This window comes from Curtobacterium sp. MCBA15_012 (assembly GCF_001864935.2).
GTDB lineage: Bacteria > Actinomycetota > Actinomycetes > Actinomycetales > Microbacteriaceae > Curtobacterium.
On sequence record NZ_CP126267.1, the window covers coordinates 2,562,381 to 2,583,236 of the forward strand.

General features: G+C 74.3%; 20 protein-coding genes and 1 riboswitch. Of the genes, 5 read left to right on the forward strand and 15 right to left on the reverse strand.

Going from position 1 to position 20,856, the window contains the following annotated elements; translation table 11 throughout:
• Nucleotides 1–182 precede the first annotated feature (182 nt).
• From QOL15_RS11720 to QOL15_RS11730, 3 genes are all read right to left on the reverse strand, one after another.
• A complete protein-coding gene (locus tag QOL15_RS11720; protein ID WP_071245655.1) occupies nucleotides 183–1,706 on the reverse strand; it encodes an MFS transporter in 1,524 nt (507 codons plus the stop codon).
• A 212-nt stretch (nucleotides 1,707–1,918) separates the two neighbouring features.
• Nucleotides 1,919–2,983, reverse strand: a complete 1,065-nt coding sequence (locus QOL15_RS11725; protein ID WP_254784072.1) for a LacI family DNA-binding transcriptional regulator — start codon at nucleotides 2,981–2,983, stop codon at nucleotides 1,919–1,921.
• Nucleotides 2,976–5,009 (reverse strand): aldo/keto reductase, encoded by a 2,034-nt coding sequence (locus tag QOL15_RS11730; protein WP_071245756.1) that lies wholly within the window; start codon nucleotides 5,007–5,009, stop codon nucleotides 2,976–2,978. The genes QOL15_RS11725 and QOL15_RS11730 overlap by 8 nt, the downstream gene beginning before the upstream one ends.
• A gap of 135 nt (nucleotides 5,010–5,144) precedes the next feature.
• On the opposite strand from QOL15_RS11730, the gene QOL15_RS11735 reads away from it, so the two are divergent.
• On the forward strand, nucleotides 5,145–5,699 hold the full coding sequence (locus tag QOL15_RS11735) for a TetR/AcrR family transcriptional regulator (RefSeq protein ID WP_065964377.1): 555 nt from the start codon (nucleotides 5,145–5,147) through the stop codon (nucleotides 5,697–5,699).
• 89 nt (nucleotides 5,700–5,788) lie between these two features.
• The gene (locus QOL15_RS11740; RefSeq protein ID WP_171898823.1) at nucleotides 5,789–5,959 is read left to right on the forward strand and encodes a hypothetical protein; all 171 of its coding nucleotides are present in this window, start codon (nucleotides 5,789–5,791) and stop codon (nucleotides 5,957–5,959) included.
• Between the two features lie 235 nt (nucleotides 5,960–6,194).
• Here QOL15_RS11740 and ribH read toward each other — a convergent pair whose 3' ends face one another.
• The 7 genes from ribH to QOL15_RS11775 all read right to left on the reverse strand — a co-directional run bounded on the left by ribH (nucleotide 6,195) and on the right by QOL15_RS11775 (nucleotide 15,851).
• Nucleotides 6,195–6,677, reverse strand: a complete 483-nt coding sequence (ribH, locus tag QOL15_RS11745) for a 6,7-dimethyl-8-ribityllumazine synthase (protein WP_065964375.1) — start codon at nucleotides 6,675–6,677, stop codon at nucleotides 6,195–6,197.
• Nucleotides 6,674–7,417, reverse strand: coding sequence for a 3,4-dihydroxy-2-butanone-4-phosphate synthase (ribB, locus tag QOL15_RS11750; protein WP_065964372.1), 744 nt, complete (start codon nucleotides 7,415–7,417; stop codon nucleotides 6,674–6,676). The genes ribH and ribB overlap by 4 nt, the downstream gene beginning before the upstream one ends.
• Nucleotides 7,414–8,055, reverse strand: a complete 642-nt coding sequence (locus tag QOL15_RS11755; protein ID WP_065964370.1) for a riboflavin synthase — start codon at nucleotides 8,053–8,055, stop codon at nucleotides 7,414–7,416. Before QOL15_RS11755 ends, ribB begins: the two co-directional genes overlap by 4 nt.
• 80 nt (nucleotides 8,056–8,135) lie before the next feature.
• Nucleotides 8,136–8,269: riboswitch (FMN riboswitch) on the reverse strand.
• A gap of 231 nt (nucleotides 8,270–8,500) precedes the next feature.
• Nucleotides 8,501–11,008 carry a bifunctional lysylphosphatidylglycerol flippase/synthetase MprF gene (locus QOL15_RS11760; protein WP_083393827.1) on the reverse strand — a complete coding sequence of 836 codons (2,508 nt, stop codon included), beginning with the start codon at nucleotides 11,006–11,008 and terminating at the stop codon, nucleotides 8,501–8,503.
• The gene (locus QOL15_RS11765) at nucleotides 11,005–12,324 is read right to left on the reverse strand and encodes an esterase family protein (protein WP_254780304.1); all 1,320 of its coding nucleotides are present in this window, start codon (nucleotides 12,322–12,324) and stop codon (nucleotides 11,005–11,007) included. Before QOL15_RS11765 ends, QOL15_RS11760 begins: the two co-directional genes overlap by 4 nt.
• 168 nt (nucleotides 12,325–12,492) lie before the next feature.
• Nucleotides 12,493–14,367: a cell wall anchor protein gene (locus QOL15_RS11770; protein WP_305404480.1), complete on the reverse strand. Its 1,875-nt coding sequence runs from the start codon at nucleotides 14,365–14,367 to the stop codon at nucleotides 12,493–12,495.
• Nucleotides 14,368–14,456: 89 nt separating this feature from the next.
• On the reverse strand, nucleotides 14,457–15,851 hold the full coding sequence (locus tag QOL15_RS11775; RefSeq protein ID WP_071284363.1) for a hypothetical protein: 1,395 nt from the start codon (nucleotides 15,849–15,851) through the stop codon (nucleotides 14,457–14,459).
• A 110-nt stretch (nucleotides 15,852–15,961) separates the two neighbouring features.
• Here QOL15_RS11775 and QOL15_RS11780 point away from each other — a divergent pair, with 110 nt between their 5' ends.
• On the forward strand, nucleotides 15,962–16,393 hold the full coding sequence (locus QOL15_RS11780) for a GNAT family N-acetyltransferase (protein ID WP_071245647.1): 432 nt from the start codon (nucleotides 15,962–15,964) through the stop codon (nucleotides 16,391–16,393).
• Nucleotides 16,394–16,436: 43 nt separating this feature from the next.
• Here the strand turns inward: QOL15_RS11780 and QOL15_RS11785 are convergent, their stop codons facing one another.
• From QOL15_RS11785 to QOL15_RS11795, 3 genes are all read right to left on the reverse strand, one after another.
• On the reverse strand, nucleotides 16,437–16,964 hold the full coding sequence (locus tag QOL15_RS11785) for an Lrp/AsnC family transcriptional regulator (RefSeq protein ID WP_065964927.1): 528 nt from the start codon (nucleotides 16,962–16,964) through the stop codon (nucleotides 16,437–16,439).
• Nucleotides 16,965–17,101: 137 nt separating this feature from the next.
• On the reverse strand, nucleotides 17,102–17,617 hold the full coding sequence (locus tag QOL15_RS11790; protein ID WP_071245645.1) for a hypothetical protein: 516 nt from the start codon (nucleotides 17,615–17,617) through the stop codon (nucleotides 17,102–17,104).
• A gap of 37 nt (nucleotides 17,618–17,654) precedes the next feature.
• Nucleotides 17,655–18,047, reverse strand: coding sequence for a DUF5997 family protein (locus tag QOL15_RS11795; protein WP_071245643.1), 393 nt, complete (start codon nucleotides 18,045–18,047; stop codon nucleotides 17,655–17,657).
• Nucleotides 18,048–18,080: 33 nt separating this feature from the next.
• Here QOL15_RS11795 and QOL15_RS11800 point away from each other — a divergent pair, with 33 nt between their 5' ends.
• Entirely contained in the window at nucleotides 18,081–18,905 is an 825-nt protein-coding gene (locus QOL15_RS11800) for a LysR family transcriptional regulator substrate-binding protein (RefSeq protein ID WP_071245641.1), read from the forward strand.
• Complete coding sequence (locus QOL15_RS11805) at nucleotides 18,902–19,372, forward strand: GNAT family N-acetyltransferase (RefSeq protein WP_083393826.1); 471 nt, start codon at nucleotides 18,902–18,904, stop codon at nucleotides 19,370–19,372. The genes QOL15_RS11800 and QOL15_RS11805 overlap by 4 nt, the downstream gene beginning before the upstream one ends.
• A 68-nt stretch (nucleotides 19,373–19,440) precedes the next feature.
• On the opposite strand, the gene QOL15_RS11810 is transcribed toward QOL15_RS11805, so the two are convergent.
• Nucleotides 19,441–20,067 carry a DNA-3-methyladenine glycosylase I gene (locus tag QOL15_RS11810; RefSeq protein ID WP_065964939.1) on the reverse strand — a complete coding sequence of 209 codons (627 nt, stop codon included), beginning with the start codon at nucleotides 20,065–20,067 and terminating at the stop codon, nucleotides 19,441–19,443.
• Nucleotides 20,068–20,208: 141 nt separating this feature from the next.
• On the reverse strand, nucleotides 20,209–20,616 hold the full coding sequence (locus QOL15_RS11815; protein ID WP_253181730.1) for a VOC family protein: 408 nt from the start codon (nucleotides 20,614–20,616) through the stop codon (nucleotides 20,209–20,211).
• Between the last annotated feature and the right edge of the window lie 240 nt (nucleotides 20,617–20,856).

Here is a 20,856-nt window from a genome sequence, read left to right on the forward strand (position 1 = left end):
CCGGGGGACGTCGCCCGTGGGAGGTGCCGGGTGCCCACCCGCCCGCTCGCCCGTTCGCCCGCGGATGGAGCAGACGATGTCGGGTGGACGGGCTCGACCCGACATCGACTGCTCCATCCGCGGGCGGCGCGGGGCGTCGAGCGTGGGCGGGGCGGGACGGGGCGGGGCGGGCGGGGGCGAGCTCAGTCGCGCTTGAGCATGACGACCGAGGCGGCCGCCGCGACGAGCATGAGCACCGCGGCGACACCGGCCGTGATCGTCACGCCCGAGTCGAAGGCGGCCCGGGCGCTCTCGAGCAGCGCCTGCCCGGCCGTCCCGCCGAGGTCCGACGCCGCCGACACCGCGCCGCCGAGCGTCTCCTGCGCCGCCGTGTGCGCCGAGCCGCTCAGGCCGTCGGGCACCACGACGTGCGCCCGGTACGCGGTCGCCAGGACCGTCCCGAGCACGGCCGTGCCGAGCACCGCGCCGATCTCGTACGCGGTCTCGGACACCGCCGAGGCGGCACCGGCCTTGTCCGCCGGCGCGGTCGAGATGATGAGGTCGTTCGTCACGGTCTCGGACGCGCCGATGCCGATGCCGAGCAGCACGAACGCGAAGCCGAGTGCGACCACCGAGGCGCCGTGCCCGAGCACCGACACCATCGCGTACGCGGCGGCCGAGAACGTCAGCGAGACGGCGACGACCCAGCGCGGGGCGACCCGGGCCACGATCGGGACGACCACGAGGCCCGCGACGATGGTGAGCACCGAGCCCGGGATGAGCACGACCCCCGCCGCGAACGGGTCGAGGCCGGCGACGAGCTGCAGGTGCTGCGCGACGAAGAACAGGAACCCGGTCAGCGAGAACATCGCCGCCATGTTCATGAGCACGCTGCCGGTGAACGCGGTGCTCTGGAACAGCCGGAGGTCGAGCATCGGCGTGCGGGACCGGAGCTGCCGACGGACGAACGCGATCCCGCACAGGACTCCGACCGCGAGCAGGGCGATCGCGAAGCCGCGCTCCTCGGGGTGCACGACCGACTTGATCGCCCAGGCGGTGGGGGCGAGCGCGCCGAGGGACAGCGCCATGCTCGTCACGTCGACGGGGCCGGGCGCGGGGTCGCGGGACTCCGGGACGAAGAACGGGATCCCGACGAGCATGAGCACGAGGATCGGGACGGCGACGACGAAGACGCTCCCCCAGTGGAAGTGCGCGAGCAGGACGCCGCCGACGAGCGGGCCGAGGGCGTTGCCGGCCGCGAACATCGTCGACCACACGGCGAGCGCCATGCGTCGCTCCCCCGCGTCGGTGAAGACGTTGCGGATGATCGACAGGGTCGCGGGCATGAGCATGGCGCCGAAGACGCCCATCGCGGCGCGGGCGGCGACGAGCATCCAGGCCTCGGTGGCGAAGGCCGCGGCGAACGAGAACAGCGCGAACCCGGTGCCACCGACCACGAGGATGCGACGGCGGCCGATGCGGTCACCGATGCTGCCCATCACGACGAGCAGCCCGGCGAGCACGAGCGGGAAGACGTCGACGATCCAGAGCTGCGTGGTCGCGCTCGGGTCGAGTGCGCGGGCGATCGTCGGCAGTGCGAAGCTCAGCACGGTGTTGTCCACCGAGATGAGCAGCACGGGCAGCATCAGCACGGCGAGGGCCGCGAACCGTCGGGCGCGGCTGCCGGTGACGGCGGTGGCGACGGGGCTGGTGAGCAGTGCGGACACGGGGACTCCCTGGGACTTCGAGCCGGACCAGGTCGACGGCGGAGCAGACGAGACGGGACGCGGAAGTGGACACGCGCCCCGTCAGGACTCCGTGAGTGTACCGTCTGGACGGTGTTAGTTGCAAATGCAACCGATCGACGGCCGGGAGGCGCGTGCCGGCCGTGCACCGCGCCTCCCGGCCGCCTCGTGGGCACCTTCCGGGCCGTGGCCGGTCAGGCGGACTCGCGCACCAGCAGCCGGTGCCGGACGGTGCGTTGCACCGCCGCGCCGGAGCGCGGCAGGTCACCGGCGAGCATGCCGAGGGCGAGGTCGACGGCCTCGCGTGCGACGGCTGCGAGGTCGACCGCGAGCGTCGTGAGCGTCGGGGCGACCAGGGTGCCGGCCGTGAGTCCGTCGACCCCGACGACGCGGACCGTGCCCGGCACGTCGACCCCCGCGCGTCGGCACGCGGCGAGCACGCCGAGGGCCATCACGTCGTTGAAGGCGAGCACCGCGTCGACGCCGGGGAAGCGTTCGAGCGCACGGGCCGCCATCGCCGCGCCGTGCTCCGCGGTCGCGGCGTCGGCGATCGCGATCTCGGGGTGGCGTCCCCGTCGGCGCAGGGCGTCGAGCATGAGCCGCCCGCGGCTGCTCGGGCGTGCGTCGTGCGACGCGTCGACGATGACCGGGTGCCGGACGCCGGACGCGACGAGGTGGTCCGCGAGGTCCTCGACCGCGGCGGACGCGTCGAGGCGGACGGCCGCGCGGAGGACCTCGCCGGCGGGGTCGAGCTCGACGACCGGGACCGATCCGAGGTGGCCGATCCACTCCGCTGCTCGGGAGCCGAGGTACCCGATCACGACGTCGGTCTGCGCGCCGAGCGCCCGGACCGCGCGGTCCTCGTCCCCGGAGAGCCCGACGTCGGCGAGCATGACGTTCCACCCGCGGGCGGCGGCGAGGCCGAGGACGGCGGCGGCGAGCTCCGGCGAGTAGGGGTTGCGGAGGTCGTTCACCACGAGCCCGAGCTGCCGGTCACCCCCGGTGACGAGGCCGCGGCCGAACCGCGACGGGCGGTAGTCGAGCGCGGCCGCCGCGGCGAGGACCCGCTCCTTCGTCGCGGCGCTGATGCCGTACATGCCGTTGACGGCGCGGGTGACCGTCTGGCGGGACACCCCGGCGGCTGCCGCGACGTCGTGGATCGTGGCGCGCGGCGACGCGGACGCGGCCGGGGAGGTCGCGCCCGCGTCGGGCGGCGGGGTGCGCGTCACCGTCGTCGGGTCGGCCGTGCCGTCAGGCACGCAGGTCGAGCCAGGCGACCTGCTCCGGGCTGAGCTCCACCAACATGCCCGTCATCGAGGACCGTGCCTCGGCGATGGTGCGCGGTCCGAACAGCGGGAACGTCGGGAACGGCTGGTGGAGCACGTAGGCCAGGGCGATCGCCGTCGCGGGCACGCCGTGCTGCTCGCCGAGCTCCCGGGCACGGCGCAGGCGCTCGAAGTTCGCGTCGGAGTAGTAGCAGCGGACGAGCTCGGCATCGCTGGTGTCCTCCGGGGTCGCGCGGCCGGTGAAGAACCCGCGGGCCTGCGACGACCACGGCAGCAGCGGGACCTGGCGTTCCTCGAGCCACTGCTTCGACGCCGCGTCGGTGACGTGCCGGCAGCCCTCCCACGGCACGTCGTACGCCTCGGCGAGGCCGAAGTGGTTGCTGAGGACCTCGAACCCGTGCTTGCCGTTCGCCGCTGCGTAGGCGTTCGCCTCGTCGAAGCGGGCGAGGCTCCAGTTCGAGCCGCCGTACACCCGGATGCGGCCGGCGCGGCGGTGCTCGTCGAGGACGTCGACGAACTCCCCCACCGGCACGTCCTCGTTGTCGCGGTGCATCATGTAGACGTCCGCGTGGTCGGTGCCCTGCCGCTCGAGGCTCTCGAGGAGCTGGCGGCTCAGCGACTCCGGGTCGCAGTACGGGGTGTGCGCGCCCTTCGTGATGACCACCACGTCGTCGCGGATGCCGCGGTTCTGGATCCACGTGCCGAGCCTGCCCTCGAGGACGCCGCCGCCGTAGATGTAGCCGGTGTCGAAGACGGTCCCGCCCTGCTCGACGAACATGTCGAACAGTGCGCTGGCGTGCGCCAGGTCCGGCTGGTTGTCGACGCCCATCACGAGCCGCGAGACACGCTTGTCGATACCGGGCAGCGTGCCGTACTGCATGGGGGCGTCGGCGCGGACACGCAGGGGGCGGCCGCCGACCGTGGGGATGTCGGCGGTCTCGGCCTCGAACGGGTAGCGCAGACCGATCGCCGCACGCCAGCGGTCCAGCGTGCGGGCGGTCGCCAGGGTCTCGTCGTGGGTCATCTGCGGCGCCTCGACCGCTCCGGACCGGAGGGCGGCGACGGTGGCGTCGGCCTCGTGGGCGTAGGGGTGCTCGCCGGTGGACGACAGCGTGCGCGGCTCCTCGTCGACGGTGTGCACCGTGATGGTGGGGTCGTCCGAGAGCGTCCACGGGTCGGTGAGGACGATCCGTCCGCGGCTGCCGTGCACGGTCACCGTGTTGTCGTCCTGCAGGCGCACGCCGGTGCGGACGCTCGCGGTGATGCCGGTGCGGTAGGTCAGGTGCGCCACGGTCCACTCGTCGACGCCCGTCGGGCCGAGGGTGCCGGTCGCGGTGAGGTCGACGGGCTCCGCGACGGGGACACCGGTGGCGGCCTGCACGACCGCGGCGGCCATCGTCACCGGGTACCCGCCGACGTCGAGGATGCCGCCGCCCGCGGTCGCGGGGTCGTACAGCCGCCCGGTGCGCTCCGCGGCGCGGAACGCGAAGGACGCGTCGACGTGCACGACGTCGCCGATCGCACCCGTGCGGACGAGGTCGAGCAGCGCCGCGGTCTGCGGGTGGAAGCGGTACATGAAGGCCTCGACGAGCGGGAGACCGGCCTGGCGTGCGGCGTCGACGAGGGCCATCGCGGTGCCGTGGTTCGGGGCGAGGGGCTTCTCGCACAGCACGGCCTTGCCCGCCTCGAGGGCGCGGACGACGAGGTCGGCGTGACCGGTGTGGACGGTCGCGACGTACACGGCGTCGACGCGCTCGTCGGCGAGGACGTCCTCGTAGCTGCCGGCGCGGACGTCGGCGAACCCGTGCTCGGCGGCCTCGTCGGCGAAGCGCTGCGCCCGTTCGGCCGAGGAGCTCCCCGCGGCGACCAGGACACCCGTGCTCGTCGGCAGCTGGGACAGGAACCGGCGGGCGATCGAGCCCGGTCCGAGCACCGCCCACCCGGGGCGGTCGGACCCGGTGGGCGGGGTGGACGAGGGGGTCGCGGTCTGCGCTGACATGCGGTTCCTGTTCTTGTGGTGGACCATCCGGTCACCGCGACGCTACCGGCGCCCGAGTGCCCCGACAAGGCGTTCGTGAACGTTCACGGAACCGATCGGTCGCCGGGGTCCGGACGGGTCCCTAGACTCGAGCGCATGGCAAGCGCCCGTGACCGTGTCCTGGACAGCTTCGTCGCCATCGTGTGCGAGGAGGGCGAGCGTCCGGCGACCCTCGACGCCGTCGCCGCCCGGGCCGGGGTGTCCAAGGGCGGACTGCTCTACCACTTCGGTTCGAAGGCCGCCCTGGTCGAGGGGCTGTGCGAGCGGCTGTCCGACCTCTCCGCGATCGACGTCGAGCACATGCGCGAGGCCGAGGACGGCGCAGCGCGGTACTTCGTCCGCAACTGCCTGTACGTCGGGAGCGAGCTCGACCTCGTCCTGCTCGCGGCCAGCCGGTTGCAGCAGGCGGGCTACGAGGAGGCCGGGCGCACCCTGGACGACACCGAGAACGCGTGGCTCGAAGCCCTCGTCGACGCCCTGCACGACGTGCCGACGGCACAGGCCGTGAAGCTGCTCGGCGACGGGCTCTACCACCAGGCCTCGCTCGGTGCCGTCACCGTCGACGAGGTCCGACCGAACCGCGGCTCGGTCGACATGGAGGCGCTGCTCGCCGTCGTCGACCGGCTCGTCGCCACCCGTCCCGGCGCGTGATCCGGCGCTCCGGCGTCGGGGTGGACCGCCGTCGCCCCACCTGGGGATAGACTGGGCACGATCCACCCGCTCGAACCGGAGGTACCACCGTGGGCCGCGTCATCGCCGCTTTCTTCTCGATCCTGCTGCTGCTGGCATCGATGTACCTGTTCGGTTTCGCCTTCCAGGTGGAGTCCGGTCAGGCGTTCGTCTTCATGGGCGGACTGATCCTGATGTCGCTCTCGTTCTTCCTGCCGATCCACGTGTTCGGCAAGCGCTGACCCCAGCGCTCGACGGAACGGCCCCGCACCGGTGGTGCGGGGCCGTTCTGCGTCCGGTGGGTGCCGGCGCCGATCGCCGCGGCGGAGCGCTCGATGCGCGCTGCACAACGAGAAGCACCTCGCACCACGGGATTCCGTGGTGCGAGGTGCTTCTCGTTGTGCGCGGCGCCACGGCTCCCGCAACGGCGGCCGCGTGGAACCGCGCGGCGCGCCCGGGGCGACCGCCGCGCCGGCGTCAGCCCGCGATCTCGCGCAGGCTCCGCAGCGACAGGGCCGTCGCGATCGCGGCGTGCGCCGCCTCGGCGCCCTTGTCCTCCTTCGACCCGGGCAGCCCGGCGCGGTCGATGCCCTGCTGCTCGTCGTCGAGGGTGAGCACGCCGAAGCCGACGGGCTTGCCGGTCTCGATCGCGACGCGGGTGAGTCCGCTCGTGGCGGCGTCGGACACGTACTCGAAGTGCGGGGTGCCGCCGCGGATGATCACCCCGAGGGCGACGACCGCGTCGAACCCGGCCTCGAGCGCGGCCTTCGCGACGACCGGCAGCTCGAAGCTGCCCGGCACGGGGACGACCTGCGCGGTGGCCCCGAGGCGCTGCACCTCGCGCTGCGCCCCCGCGAGCAGGCCGCCCGCGATGGTCTCGTGCCACTGCCCGGCGACGATCGCCACGCGCACCCCCGTCCCGTCGACGTGGTCGCGCTCGGCTGCTCCGGCTCCGCTCATCGTGTGGTTCCCTCCTGGGGCGCGGACGCTGCCGCCGCCCGGTCTGCCGCGTCGAGCCAGTCGACGAGTGCGGCGATGGTGATGACGGGCACGCCCTCGCGTGCCCCGAGTGCGACGAGGCCCGGCAGGCGCATCATGTCGCCGTCCTCGCCGACGATCTCGCAGATCGCCGCTGCGGGCCGGAGCCCGGCCGCGGTGACGAGCTCGATCGCTGCTTCGGTGTGCCCGGCGCGCTCGCGGACGCCGCCGGGTCGTGCCCGCAGCGGGACGACGTGCCCCGGACGGTGCAGGTCGTCGCGGACCGACGCGGGGTCGGCGAGCACCCGCAGGGTCCGTGCTCGGTCGTGCGCGCTGATGCCGGTGGTGACCCCGACGGCCGCGTCGACGGTCACGGTGTACGCGGTGCCGCGGACGTCCTCGTTGCGCGCGACCATCGGCGGCAGGTCGAGCGCGTCGGCGATCGCCGCACTGACCGGGGCGCAGATGAACCCGGAGGAGTGCGCCACGGTCCACGCGATCCACTCGGGCGACGCGAGCTCGGCGGCGAGGACGACGTCGCCCTCGTTCTCGCGGTGTTCGTCGTCGGCCACGATCACCGGGCGGCCGGCCGCGATCGCCGCGACGGCGTCCTCGACCGAGGACAGCCCCGACACCGTGCCACCGACGGACGACCCCACCGGACCCGCCACCGGGGTCGACGGCACCACGCGCTCGACGTGCGCGGCGTCGACGGCGCTCACCGTGCCTCCAGGACGGGCACCGTGGCGGCGTCGAGCCGCAGCATCCGGCGCACGTGCCGGGCGAGCACGTCGGTCTCGATGTTCACCCGGTCGCCGGGGACGCGCGCACCGAGGGTCGTGGCGGTGAGTGTCTCGGGGATGAGGCTGACCTCGAACCACGCGTCGGCGGGGTCGGTGTCCTCGCTGGAGACGGCGCTGACGGTGAGCGAGACGCCGTCGATCGCGACCGAGCCCTTGTCGACCACGAGCGGGCTGAGGTCGGGCGCGAGCGAGAACCGGACCCGGCGCCAGCCGTCACCGTCGCTGGTCGACAGGACGGTCGCGGTGCCGTCGACGTGCCCCTGCACGATGTGGCCGCCGAGGCGGTCCCCCACCGACGCGGCACGCTCGAGGTTCAGCCGGTCCCCAACGGCGAGCGACCCGTGTGCGCTCATGTCGAGCGTCTGACGCATGACGAAGGCGGTGAAGGTGTCCTCGGTCTGCTCGACCACGGTCAGGCAGACGCCGCTCGTGGCGATGGAGTCGCCGTGCCGTGCGTCGGCGACCACGATCGGGCCGCGGACGGTGAGCGCGACGGAGTCGCCGTGCTGCTCGACGGCGGTGACGGTGCCGAGTTCCTCGATGATGCCGGTGAACACTGGTGTCCTCTCAACGGGACTCCGGGTGTGCGCGACGGACGTCGGCAGCGGCGGTCGGGACGACGGATCGTCCTGGCCGCCAGCGCTTCCTCCCGTCCGGACTCTCACCGTCGGTCCCGGAGTTCCGCCGGGTCAACATCGGTCGGGTGTGCACCCGTCCTCAGCTCGTGGACTGTCACCACCGGTTCGGAATTGCACCGACCCCGGAGCGCTTGCGTGGACCCGACGATACCCCACCCCACCGGCACGGGTGCCGGGACCGCGTCACGCGGCGCCACGGACCGGAGACGTGTCCGGCAGCGTGTGCGGCAGCGGGACCGGTGACCGGTCCGCTGCCTGGTCGGCTGCCTGGTCCGGTGGCGCCGTCCGCCACCGGCGCCGGGTCCCACGTGACGGACGGGAGGCCCGTGGCGGCGCCGCCACGTGCCTCCCGTCCGTCACCGCGTCAGCGGCCGCGGACCAACGCGACCGCCTGCCGCACCGACAGGTCGGGGAGGTATGCGCGGACCACCGCGATCCCGATCGCGGGCAGCGCGACCGGGTCCGGGTACGCCAGCACGAGCGGGTGCAGGTCCGGGCCGAACTTCGCCTTGAACCGCAGCAGCGACCGGAACCCGTAGACCGGCTCGAGCACCCCGCCGACCAGGTCGAGCAGGCTCTGCACGCCCTCGCTCGCGGGCGGCGCGTCCGACGACGAGGCGAGCGGTGCCGCCGACAGGCTGAGCCGCTCGACGCCGTCCTGGCGCATCTGCTCGGCGGCGCTCGCGACGAGGAACTCCATGACACCGTTCGGTGCGGCGGCCGTGCGACGCATCACGTCGAGCGTCCAGCCGACCACGCGGCCCTCGCGGAAGGTGGGGAGCCAGCTCGTCACGCCCAGGACCGTGCCCTCGGCGTCGAGCGCGACGAGCGTGCGCACGGCGGGGTCGCGCATCTCGTCGACGCCGCCGAGCGTGAAGCCCATCTCCGGCAGTTCGCGCTCCGACACCCACTCCTCGGAGATCGCCTCGATCTGCCGGGTCGTGGCGACGGGCAGGTCCTGCCACGACGACCACAGGGCCGTGATGCCCTCGCGCTTCGCCTTGTTCACCGAGGTGCGGACGTCCTGCTTCTTCTTGCCGGTCGTGGTCCACGTGCGGGGGTCGAGGTCGGCGTCCTCGGCGACCGGGAGCGTCGCCCAGCCCTGCTCGACGAGGTGCGCGGCCGCGTCGGCCTCGATGCCGTAGTAGGCGGCCGTCCAGCCGTTGTCGTCGCAGTACCGCGCGAACGCGGTCATCGCGCGGTCGCGGGCGTCCGGCCAGCCGAAGGGTCCCCCGACGGTGACCGCGACCCGGCCGGTGCGGCGGTACGCGACGCCCGCGCGACCGTCCTCGGCGAACCAGTAGGCGTTCCCCTGCCAGGTCGTCATCCAGCCGAACGTGTCCCCGCCCGCGGCCTCGAGCAGCGCCCGGGCGCGAGCGCGGTCACGGCCGACGACGTCGGTGTCGAGGGCGTGCGGAGCGGCCCCGGTCGGACGGATCGCGGCGAGGGCGATGACCGTCCAGAGCGCCGGGCCGGACACGCCGAGCAGGAACCGGAGCGCCGGGTCCATCGCCGGCAGACGGTCCCAGAACGTCACGGGCGACAGCGGTCCGAGCACCGCCACGACCAGGCGGAGCGGGTCGGCCACGCGCTGCGGCGACGACGCGGCGGTGACGAGGACGAGCACGATGATGACCGCCGCGGCTGCGAGCACGACGACGCCGAACGTCGCCACCCGCCGACGCGACGGCAGCACCGTGAAGGACCGGCGCAGCACGACGAGCACGAGCGCGGTCGCGAGCGGCACGACGATGGAGGCAGCGATCGACAGGTCGACCACGACCTGGTTCTCCGAGCCGTGCAGCTGCTGCACCCGGCCGGGCACCGCGCTGTAGGTGACCGCGGCGGCGATGCCCGTGACGAGCTCGACCGCGACGACGAGCCACACCGCGAACCGGCTCCCGCGCATGAGCCCGAGGCCGCCGACCACCAGGACGAGCAGCGGTGCGGCCGCGAGGACGAGCGTCCACGGGTCGGTCGCGCGGTAGTTCAGCAGGCCGCGCAGGCACGTGTCGACCGCACCGTCGGCGTGGCAGCCGCGCACCGGGGTGACCGGCCCGGCGCCGACGACGGCCGCGAGCGGCGCGAGCAGGCCCACGCGGGCGCGGGACACCAGGGCGATGACCGGGCCGACCGCGGACACGAGCACGACCGTGCCGAGCAGGACCCGGGTCTCGCGGTGCGAGCTGCGGACCCACCCGATGCGTGCGGGGCCGCTGCGGAGCAGGGTGCCGAGGCCCCAGCCCACGAGGGCGGCGCACGCGGCGTACAGGTCGGAGACGTGCCCGGCGTAGAGCAGCAGCGCGGCGACCACGGCGAACGCGTTGACCCGGATGCGTCGTCGCCAGAGCGGACCGGCGAAGGCGCTCGCGGTGACGATCGTGCCGACCAGGGCGGTCCACGGGTCGAAGCTCGTCGCCCGACCGAGCAGCAGCGAACCGACGGGGCGACCGTCGGGGTCGAGGAGCGCCACGAGTGCGCCGAGCCCGGTCCCGACCACGGCCGTCACGACGAACGCGATCGCGGTGCGCCACGACCCCATCAGCCGTTCGGAGGCGCCGAGCAGCACCACGACGCCGGCGACGGTCGCGACGAGGGCGAGCACACCGGTCGACGCCGCGAAGACCCGGAGCGGGCCGAAGTGCGTCGGCTCGACGCCGTGCGAGACGCGCAGGGCGATGCCGACGATCGACGTCACCAGGACGAGCACCACGACCACCGCGGTCACCGGTCGACGCCGCAGCGCCCGCACCGTCGCCGTCCAGGCGGTCGACGCAGCGGTCGCGAAGCGGCCCGGCTCGCGGGGCGGCGGGGCCGACGGGGTCGGGGTCGAGGCCTGGGGCGACGTCGTCGTCGTCTCGTCCGTGGTCACAGTGCGCCCTCCGTCGCGGGGAGACCGAGGTGCGCGAGCACCGGCGGCAGTCCGTGCGCGAGCACGTACCGCACCGTGTTCCAGTCGTGGGCGGAGCCGGGCGAGACGATGGTGCTCGTCTGCATCCCGGCACGTTCCGCTGCCGCTCGGAGCAGTCCGGTCGACGCCGTGTACGGGGCGTCGTCCTGACCGTAGCCGAACACCGTCAGGTGGTCACGGTACGGCGCGTGCGCGGCCATCTCGGCGACCGGCATCGCGGCGCGGTAGGCGGCCGCGTCCCCGCCGAAGCCGAGGGCGATGGTCTGCTGCAGGCTGCCGTTCTTCGGGCCGAGCTCGCTCGAGATCGCGAGGGTGGTGCCGAACAGGTCGGGGCGGGACGCGCTGAACTGCATCGCGCAGGTCGCACCCTCCGAGAAGCCGGCGACACCCCAGTGCGCGGGGCCGCTCTCGACGGGCAGGTGCGCCTGGATCCAGTTCACCGTGTCGGTCGTGACGTACGTGGCGCTCCGGCCCAGTCGGCGCGAGTCGAGGCACATCGGGTTCCGGTTCGGTGCGCCGAGCTGGTCGGGCGAGACCACGATCGGGCCGAGGCCGTCGTGCTGTGCCGCGTAGTGGTCGAGGAACTGCCCCATGTCGCCGGTCTGGAACAGGTCGGCGGGCTGGCCGGGCTGCCCGGAGAACGCGATGATCACGGGCAGCTTCGGCGGGTTCGCGACGCGGGCGGCCGGCGGCAGCCAGACCACGGCCCTGCGGGCCCGGAAGTGCGAGACCGTGCCGGGGATGGCGACGCTCAGGGTCTCACCGCTGCGGGGCATGCCGGCCGGTGCGTGCCAGTCGGCGAGGTCGGTCGACGCCGTCGTGTGCTCGACCGGCAGCTTCACCGTCCGGTAGGGGCTGGTCGCGACGGCCTGCTCGACGTTCTTGTAGAAGCCGAAGTCGACGTTCACGCCGAGCGCCGCGGACAGGACGACCGCGACGCCGGCGACCAGTGCGAGGCCCCGACGTCGCCATCCGCCCTGCACGAGCACCGCGATCAGGAGCGCCACCCCGGCGAACGCGAAGGCGATCCACATCCTCGTGATCGGGGTGAAGGCCACACCGAACAGGTCCTGCACGTCACCGGTCCACCAGACCGCGACCAGGCCGACGACCGCACCCACGACCCCGGCACCGGCCCGGATCGCGAGTCGGCGTCCGCGGTGTCGCTCGCGCGCCGGGCCGACGAGGACCCAGGCCGTGAGGACGGCGGCGACGACGTAGACGGGGACGAGGAGCGACCGACCCGTGATCGGGATGCGCAGGAGTTCGTGGAGCACCCGTTCATCGTGGCGCGCACGACTTCCTGTACGGCCGGGAACCGCTTCCACTGCGCACAGGTTCGACACCGAGCGCTCCCAGGGAACGCTCTGTCGCCACCAAGACACGACGGACGCCGGGCACGGGTCGGAGGGGCGCCGCGTGCGACGCCCCTCCGACCCGTGCTGTCAGGCGAGCCGCTTGCGCAGGACCATCGCCGCCGCACCCGCGAGCAGGAGCAGCAGGGCGATCCCGACGGGCAGCGTCTGCGACGCGGCCCCGGTGTACGCGAGCTGCGGCTGGTCGCCGCGGGTGGTCGCCGTGGTCGCGGCGGCCACCGTGGTGGACGCGGTCGTCCGGGAGGCGGTGGTCACCTCGGCGGTGCCGGCTGCGGTCGGGACGGTGGTCGCCGTCGGGACCGTGGTCACCACGGGCGTGGTGCCCGGGTTCGTGCCCGTGCCGGGGTTGGTCCCGGTGCCGGGGTTCGTGCCGGTGCCCGGGTCGGTCCCGGTGCCGGGGTTCGTGCCGGTGCCGGGGTTCGTGCCGGTGCCCGGGTCGGTCCCGGTGCCGGGGTTCGTGCCGGTGCCGGGGTTCGTCCCGGTGCCCGGGTTCGTGCCGGTGCCCGGGTTCGTGCCCGTGCCCGGCGTGGTGCTCGTGCCGTCGCCGACGATGCCGACGCCGTTGCCGCCGATGGTGACGGGGATGCTGATCACCGGGATGATCTGCGTGCCCGAACCGATGCCGCCCGAGCCCGAGGTCGAGCCACCGGTCGCCGGGGTCCCGGTGCCGGAACCCGTGGTCGGGGTGGTGCCGGTCGCGGTGCCGTCACCGATCACGCCGATGCCGTTCCCGCCGACGGTCACGGGGACGCCGATCACCGGGATGACCTGCGTGCCCGAACCGATGCCGCCCGAACCCGAGGTCGACCCGCCGGTCGTCGGGGTGCCGGTGCCGGAACCCGTGGTCGGGGTGGCGCCGGTCGCGGTGCCGTCACCGATGACGCCGATGCCGTTCCCGCCGACGGTCACGGGGACGTCGATCACCGGGATGACCTGCGTGCCCGAACCGATGCCGTCCGAGCCTGAGGTCGTTCCACCAGCAGCGGGGGCACCCGTGCCGGTAGCAGGGGTCGTGCCCGTCGCGGGAGTGGTGCCGGTCGCGGTGCCGTCACCGAGCAGCCCGATGCCGTTGCCGCCGATCGTGATCGGGACGCTCACCACCGGGGACACCTGCGTGCCCGAAGCGATGCCGTCCGAACCCGAGGTCGACCCACCGGCAGCCGGGGTCCCGGTACCGGCACCCGCGGTCGGGGTCGTCCCCGTCGCGGTGCCGTCACCGAGCAGCCCGATGCCGTTGCCCGTCACCGTGACCGGGACGGACAGCACCGGCGCGATCTGCGTGCCGGAGGCAGTGCCGTCCGCGCCCGAGGTGGTCGGCGCGGTGCCGGTCGCCGCGGGCGTGGTCGCGGGCGTCGACGGAGCCGGTGCCGAGGTGGCCTCGGCGTCGCCGAGGACACCGACCGCGTTGCCGGTCGCCGTCACCGGTGCGGTGACGTCACCGACGACCTGGGTGCCGGACAGGACGCCGTCCTGACCGGAGGTGGTCGCCCGAGCCGGAGCAGCAGGCGCCGCAGACGCCGGAGCTGCCGGAGCCGGAGCAGGCGCCGCCGCCGCCGGTGCGGTCGTCGCGACGGCGTCGCCGCCGACGGCCACCGCGTTGCCGGCTGCCTGGACGGGTGCCGTCACCTCCGGGACCACCTGGGTGCCGGACGCGACGCCTCCGGCCCCCGAGGTGGACGGAGCAGGTGCAGGTGCCGGAGCCGGCGCGGTTGCCGGGGCCGGAGCCGGAGCAGCGGGTACCGCCGCGGAGACGGCGTCGCCGAGCACCCCGAGGGCGTTCCCGGTGACGGACACCGGTGCGTCGACGTGCGGCGCGACCTGGGTGCCGGAGACGATTCCGTCGGCGCCGGAGGTCGTGGCGGCGTTCGCTGCCGCTGCCCCTCCGATCGTGAGGCCACCGACGAAGAGGGCGAACCAGAGCCCTCTGCAGACGTGCTTGTTCATGGTCGTTCACTCCCTGATCGAGATCTGACGTCGACCGCGGTCACGGTCGACGGGTGCGATGCCTGCCGAGACGGACAGGCGCACCGACCTCAGTCAGGAGCGACGTCGTGGTCACCGACGACCGATGCGGGGACCGCGTCGTCGGTGAGCGTGCCGCGAGACCCCGCGGCGAGGGAGAACTGGGTGCCCGTGGTGCCGTCCACACCGGCCGGGGCGCTGCCCGCGGAGCCGGAGGTGCTGCCACCGGTCGTACCGGTGGAGCCGGTCCCGGTCGGCAGTGCGCCGTCCCGGTCGCCGTCCGCGGGGACGAGCAGTGCGTGGCCGCCGAGGGTGGCGGACAGCGGCTGCTCGGTGCCGGAGGACCCGGCGGCCGCGACACGGGCCTGCCGGTCACGGACCGGCGAGACGGCGGCGGCGGACCCAGCCGGGGTCGCGACCGCGTTCGACGCGGCGCCGACGGGACCGAGGTCCTGCGGCGCACCGTCCGACGGACGCGCGCCGAGCGGGGTGGTGCCGCCACCCTCCGGGGCCGGCGCGGTCCCGGTGACGGGGGTCGTGCCTCCCGGCAGCACCGGCGTTGTCGGCAGGGTCGGGACGGGCAGGGTCGGGACGGGCAGGGGGCCGATCGGGAGCGCGCCCTCGACGGGCGACACGACCGTGCCGACCGTGCCGGGCAGCGTGCCGACGGTGCTCCCGACGCCGCCCAGCAGGTCGTCGGTGACGCCCGTGACGGGGCGCGTGACCGTGCCGAGCGTGTCGTCACCGAGCAGGTCCCCGGTGACCGGCAGGACGCCGAGCAGGCCGTCGATCGCCTCGACCACCGCCGCGGTGGGGCGCGCGTCGGTGATGGCCTGCACGGTCCCGGTGACGGGCGTGAGGACGCCGACCACGGTGTCGGTGAGCGGCCGGGAGGCGGTGCCTGCGCCGTCCGCGTCGGCCGCCGTGGTCGGGGTGGTCGCCACCGACCCCGTCAGGCCGCCGACCAGGTCGGCCACCGGTCGCGCGGGTGCGGCCGGAGCACCGGCCACCGGGGCGGCCGGCGTCGCCGGTGCCGCAGCGGGCGTGCTCGACGACGGCGTCGCAGCGGCCGGAGCGTGGGCTGCGGGGGCCGGGGCAGCGGGCGCCGGGGCGCTGACCGGGGCCGGAGCCGCGGGAGCAGGGGCTCGCACCGGGGCCGGGGCCGCGGGAGCCGGGGCTCGCACCGGGGCCGGAGCAGCGGGAGCGGGTGCCGGAGCAGCGGGAGCCGGTGCCGCCGCGGGCACCACCGAGCGGACCGGCGCGACGACCTGGTCCACGGTGGAGCCCACCGTGCCGGTCACGCCCTGCACGAGTCCGCCGACCAGGCTGCGCTGCTGGACGCCCTCGGCGGAGGCCGGACGGGCACCGAGCACGAGCGAGAGCAGCACGAGGGCCGCGGCGACGCCGACGCCCGCGAGGACGTACCGGAGCATCGCGCGCCAGGGGTCGCGCAACGGCTGGTCCATGCGCTCACCTCCTGATCTCGGCTGCGCACGTAGAGTGGTTGACCGGTACCGTACGCCGGTCCACTCCGGAATGCACCCCTTTTCGGAGCAATCTTCAAGAAAGGCCGGACGTGGTCTCGATCTTCAACGCCCCGACCCGCAACCTCGACGTCGTCACGCTGCACGAGGTCCTCCGTCTGCGTCAGGACGTCTTCGTCGTCGAGCAGGAGTGCGCCTACGGCGACATCGACGGCCGCGACCTCGAGCCCGGCACGCTGCAGTTCTGGGCCGGTCAGGGGTCGGTCGACGCCACCCTCCGCCTGCTCCGCGAACCGGACGGCACCGAGCGGATCGGCCGGGTCGCCACGGCCCGGCACGCGCGTGGGCAGGGCCTCGGTGCCCGGCTCATGGAGGCCGCGATCGCCGAGTCGCGGTCGGGCTCGATCGCGATCCACGCGCAGGCGCACCTCGAGCGGTGGTACGGCCGGTTCGGTTTCGTGCGCTCCGGGGACGACTTCGTCGAGGACGCGATCCCGCACGTCCCGATGACCCGCACGCGCTAGCCGCCTCCCCCGTCACCTCGGCGCGGGTGCACCCGTGCCGGGGTCAGGCCCGCCAGCGCCGGAGCTCGTCGAACGAGCGGCCCTGCGTGGCCCGGTCGGCCACGAGTCGCTCGAACACGATGTTCGTCTGGGTCGTGGCCACCGCCGGGTCGCCGCTGAGCTCGTCGGCCACGAAGTCCCGGAGCTGCTCGGTCGACGTGCAGGCGATGTGCACGAGGAAGTCCTTGTCGCCCGCGAGGAACGACACGTCCTGCACGACGGGCACCCGGAGCAGGCGCTTCGCGAAGTCCCGGAGCTCGTGCCGGGCGGCGGCGTGCACCCGCACGGAGACCATCGCCTCGATCGCGAACCCGAGCCCGGCGACGTCGACGTCCGCGCGGTAGCCCCGGATCAGCCCGGCGTCCTCGAGCGCACGGACCCGGGTGAGGCAGGTCGACGGTGCGACGCCGACCTCGGCCGCCAACCGGTTGTTCGGGATCCGGGCGTCGGCGGCCAGGGTCCAGAGGATGCGCTCGTCGACCTCGTCGAGTCGCGGAGCGGGGGTGGCACGGCGGGCTGGGCGGTCGGACACGCACCGACGGTACCGCGGGCCGCGCCGTCCGCCCAGCGCGGGCCGACCGCCGGGGGTGCGCCGCGCCTCCCGGCCGCTGCCCGTGCGACGCGCGACGTGCGCCGCGTAGCGGACCCGGCCGCGCCGGACCCGCTCCGTCACATGGCGAGCGTCATGCCGACGACCGCGACGGTCATCGCGAAGACCTCGCCGCTGCGCACCGCGCGACGGTCCTCACGGGCCCACTCGTGGCGGAGCAGCCAGCCGCTGAAGGCGCAGTAGCCGACCACGCCGGCGCCGAGGACCGCCGTCAACGCGATCCCGTGCCCGGCGTGACCGTCGGCGAGACCGCTCGCGTGGCCCATCAGGAGCATCCCGGACATGACGACCGCCGAGAGCGCGCGGTGCACGTCCATCGGCTCGGCGCGGCGGCCGTCCGGTCGACGTCGGCGTATCACCGGCAGCGGGGCCAGGAGCAGGAGCACGGTCGCGGCGAGGATCGTCCACGCGGCACCGGCGTGCGCGACCGGCAGCACCATCGCGACGAGCATCACCGTCGCGGGCACGATCACGCCCGGACGCGGGCGGTAGCGGTCCCCGACGATGCAGCACACCGACGCGAACTGCGGCACGACGAGCATCGCGTCGGCGACGGTCTCGTGCACGGCGGTCATGTCGGGCGGTGGGTCCGGTGCGGCTGGAGCCGGACGGTCAGTCCTGCTCGGCGCGCGCCGCGGCCTTGTCGGCGCGCTGCTGCTTCACACGGGCGTTCTCGGCGTGCACCTCGGCCTGGGTGGCGCGCTCGCGCACGAGCCACTCGGGCATCTCCTGCAGCAGCGCCTTGATCTCGGCGGTGGTCAGCGGTTCGTCGACGCCGGCGCGCGTGAGGCCCGAGATCGAGATGCCGAGCTTCTGCGCGACGACCGGGCGCGGGTGCGGGCCGTCGCGGCGGAGGTCCTCGAGCCACGCCGGCGGCGCGGTGCGGAGCTCGTCGAAGGCGGTGCGCGTGACGGGCTCCGCCTGGAACGACTCCGGGGCCGCCGTCAGCAGGATGCCGAGCTTCTTCGCAGCCGTCTCGGGCTTCATCGTCTGTTCCTGCGCCATGAGGACCAGGGTACGGCCCCTAAGCTCGGTTGCATGACCGCGGCACTCACCATCGCCTTCGTCCCGGGGGTCTCCCCCGCGAAGTGGGTCCGGGTCTGGCGGGAACGCCACCCGGACGCAGCCCTCGGCCTGCGCCCCATCGGGCACGACGAGGTCGACGACGCACTCACCGGCGACGCCGACATGGCCTTCGCCCGGATGCCCGTCGGCGCGCACCTCAACGCCATCCCGCTCTGGACCGAGACCGCCGTCGTCGCGATGCCGAAGGACTCCCCGCTCGCCGAGGGCGACGTCGTCACCGACGCCGACCTCGCCGACGTGCACGTCGTCGACGCGGGCCCCGTCCCCGCGGACGTCGCCGCGGCGCTCGACCTGGTCGAGGCGAACGTCGGGGTCGTCGTGCTCCCCCAGTCGCTCTTCCGCGCCGCCAGCCGCAAGGACCTGGTCTCGCGGCCCCTCGACGGCGCCGCCGGGACGCGCGTCGCGCTCGTCTGGCGGGACGCGGACGCCTCGGAGACGACGGACGAGTTCATCGGCGTGGTCCGTGGGCGGACCGCGAACAGCTCGCGCTCCGACCAGGACCGGCCGGGAGGCGCGTCCCGCGTCGACGACGACGCTGCGGCCGGGGCGGACAGCCGGTCCGACGGCGGGGCCGGCTCGGCGCCCGGTGGCCGCGCCGGTTCCGGCGGGCGCGCCGGTTCGAGCAGCGGTTCCGGCGGCGGCAAGGCCAGCGCGAAGCAGACCGGCGGCGGCAAGGCCGGCGGCAAGGGTGCGCGGAAGCCCCGCGGCGGCGGCCGTCCGGGCACGCAGCGCCTCGGGAACGGGAAGCCGAAACGCGGATCCAAGGGCAACCGGTGACCGAGACGCGACTCGTCCCGATGCCGGCCGACCGGCTGCCGGGCTGGCTCGACCGGACGATGACCGAGTACGTCGCGTCGCGGATGCGCGCCGGGGAGTCGCGCGAGCGGGCCGAGGCGAACGCCCAGCGGTCCACCGAGCAGTGGTTCCCGGACGGCACACCGCTGCCGGAGCACTTCGTGTGGGACGTCGTCGACGAGCAGGACGAGGTCGTCGGGTTCCTGTGGATCGGCCCCTTCACGGTCGGCGGGTCCGAGTGGTGGGTCTTCGACGTGGAGATCGACGAGCCGTACCGACGCCGCGGGCACGCGCGCCGGGCGCTCGAGGCCGCGCAGCGCGTCGCGGCGGAGCACGGGGCGACGAGCATCGGGCTGAACGTCTTCGGCTACAACACGGGCGCGCAGGACCTGTACGCGCAGCTCGGCTACCGCGTCACCGCGACGCAGATGCAGCTGCCGCTGGCCTGAGGCGGTCCGTCGTCGGGGTGCTGCCGCGGCGGCGCTCGCTGCTGCGGGGTCCGCGGCGGTGTCGGGTGTCAGGACCAGACGCCGGAGGTCCCGCGTCGGTGGCTACCGACCAGGTGCGTGTCGACGATGCCGAGCGCCTCCATGAGGGCGTGCATCGTGGTCGGCCCGACGAAGGCGAACCCGCGCTTCCGCAGCGCCTTCGACAGCGCCGTCGACTCCGCGCTCGTCGTCGGCACCTCGTCGATCGTCCGCGGCGCCGGCGTGGTGTCGGGGCGGAAGGACCAGACGAGGTCCGCGAGACCGCCGTCGGCGCGGAGGGCCACCGTGGCGTTCGCGTTCGTGATCGTCGCCGTGATCTTCGCCCGGTTCCGCACGATGCCGGCGTCGCCCATCAGGCGTTCGACGTCGTCGTCCCCGAACGCGGCGACGGTGTCCGGGTCGAAGTCCGCGAAGGCCGCCCGGAACGCCGGACGCTTCGCCAGGATCGTGCGCCAGGACAGTCCGGACTGGAACGCCTCGAGGGACAGGCGCTCGAACACGCCCCGCTCGTCGCGCACGGGCACGCCCCACTCGGTGTCGTAGTAGTCCCGGAGCAGCGGGTCCGTCGCGGCCCACACCGGGCGAGCCAGTCCGTCCGCACCGACGACGAGGCCCGAGGGGATGCTGGCGGGGGCGCTGTCGTCCGAGGTGCTCACGGTCCCATCCTCGCGGGTACGTCCGACGCGCGTCGCACGGTCAGGCGTCGCCGCCCGGTGCACGGTCGGGAGCCCCGGCCCGGTGCTCGGTCGGGCGTCACCGCCTGTTGCGCGGTCGGGCGTCGCCGCCCGGAGCGGTCGCTACTCGGTCGGCGGTCCGACCCGCATCACGTCCTGGTCCATCCAGACGTACTCCCAGCGGTGGCCGTCCGGGTCGGTGAAGCTGCGCTGGTACATGAAGCCGAGGTCGGTCTCGGGCCGGTCCTCGTCGCCGCCCGCCATCACCGCGGCGTCGACGATGCGGTGCACCTCGTCCTTCGACGCCGCGCTGAGCGAGTTGATCACCTCGATCGATCCGCGGTCGGCGATCGTCTTGTCGGTGAACTCCCGGAACTTCGCGTGCGTGAGGATCATCACGTACACGGTGTCGCTGACGACGACGCAGGCCGCGGTCTCGTCGGTGAAGTCCGGGTTGATCGAGTAGCCGAGCGCCTCGTAGAACGCCTTCGAGCGGTCGAGGTCGGCGACGGGGAGGTTGATGAACACCATCTGGTCCACGGGTGGTCCTTTCGTCAGGATCAACCTGGCCCGACTCCCCCGTCGGCGCAACCGTTCCGGCCCGGTACGGCCGGTCCACGGCGGACATCGGCCCTCAACGACGAATCCCCGGGCCCGCGCTTGCTGCAGGACATCCGGGGATCACTTCCAGCCGAGCAGCACCCGACCGACATGTCAATGCTAGACGTGCACGGGCACCCGGTCAACCGAGCTCGACCGGCCGCGGTGCCC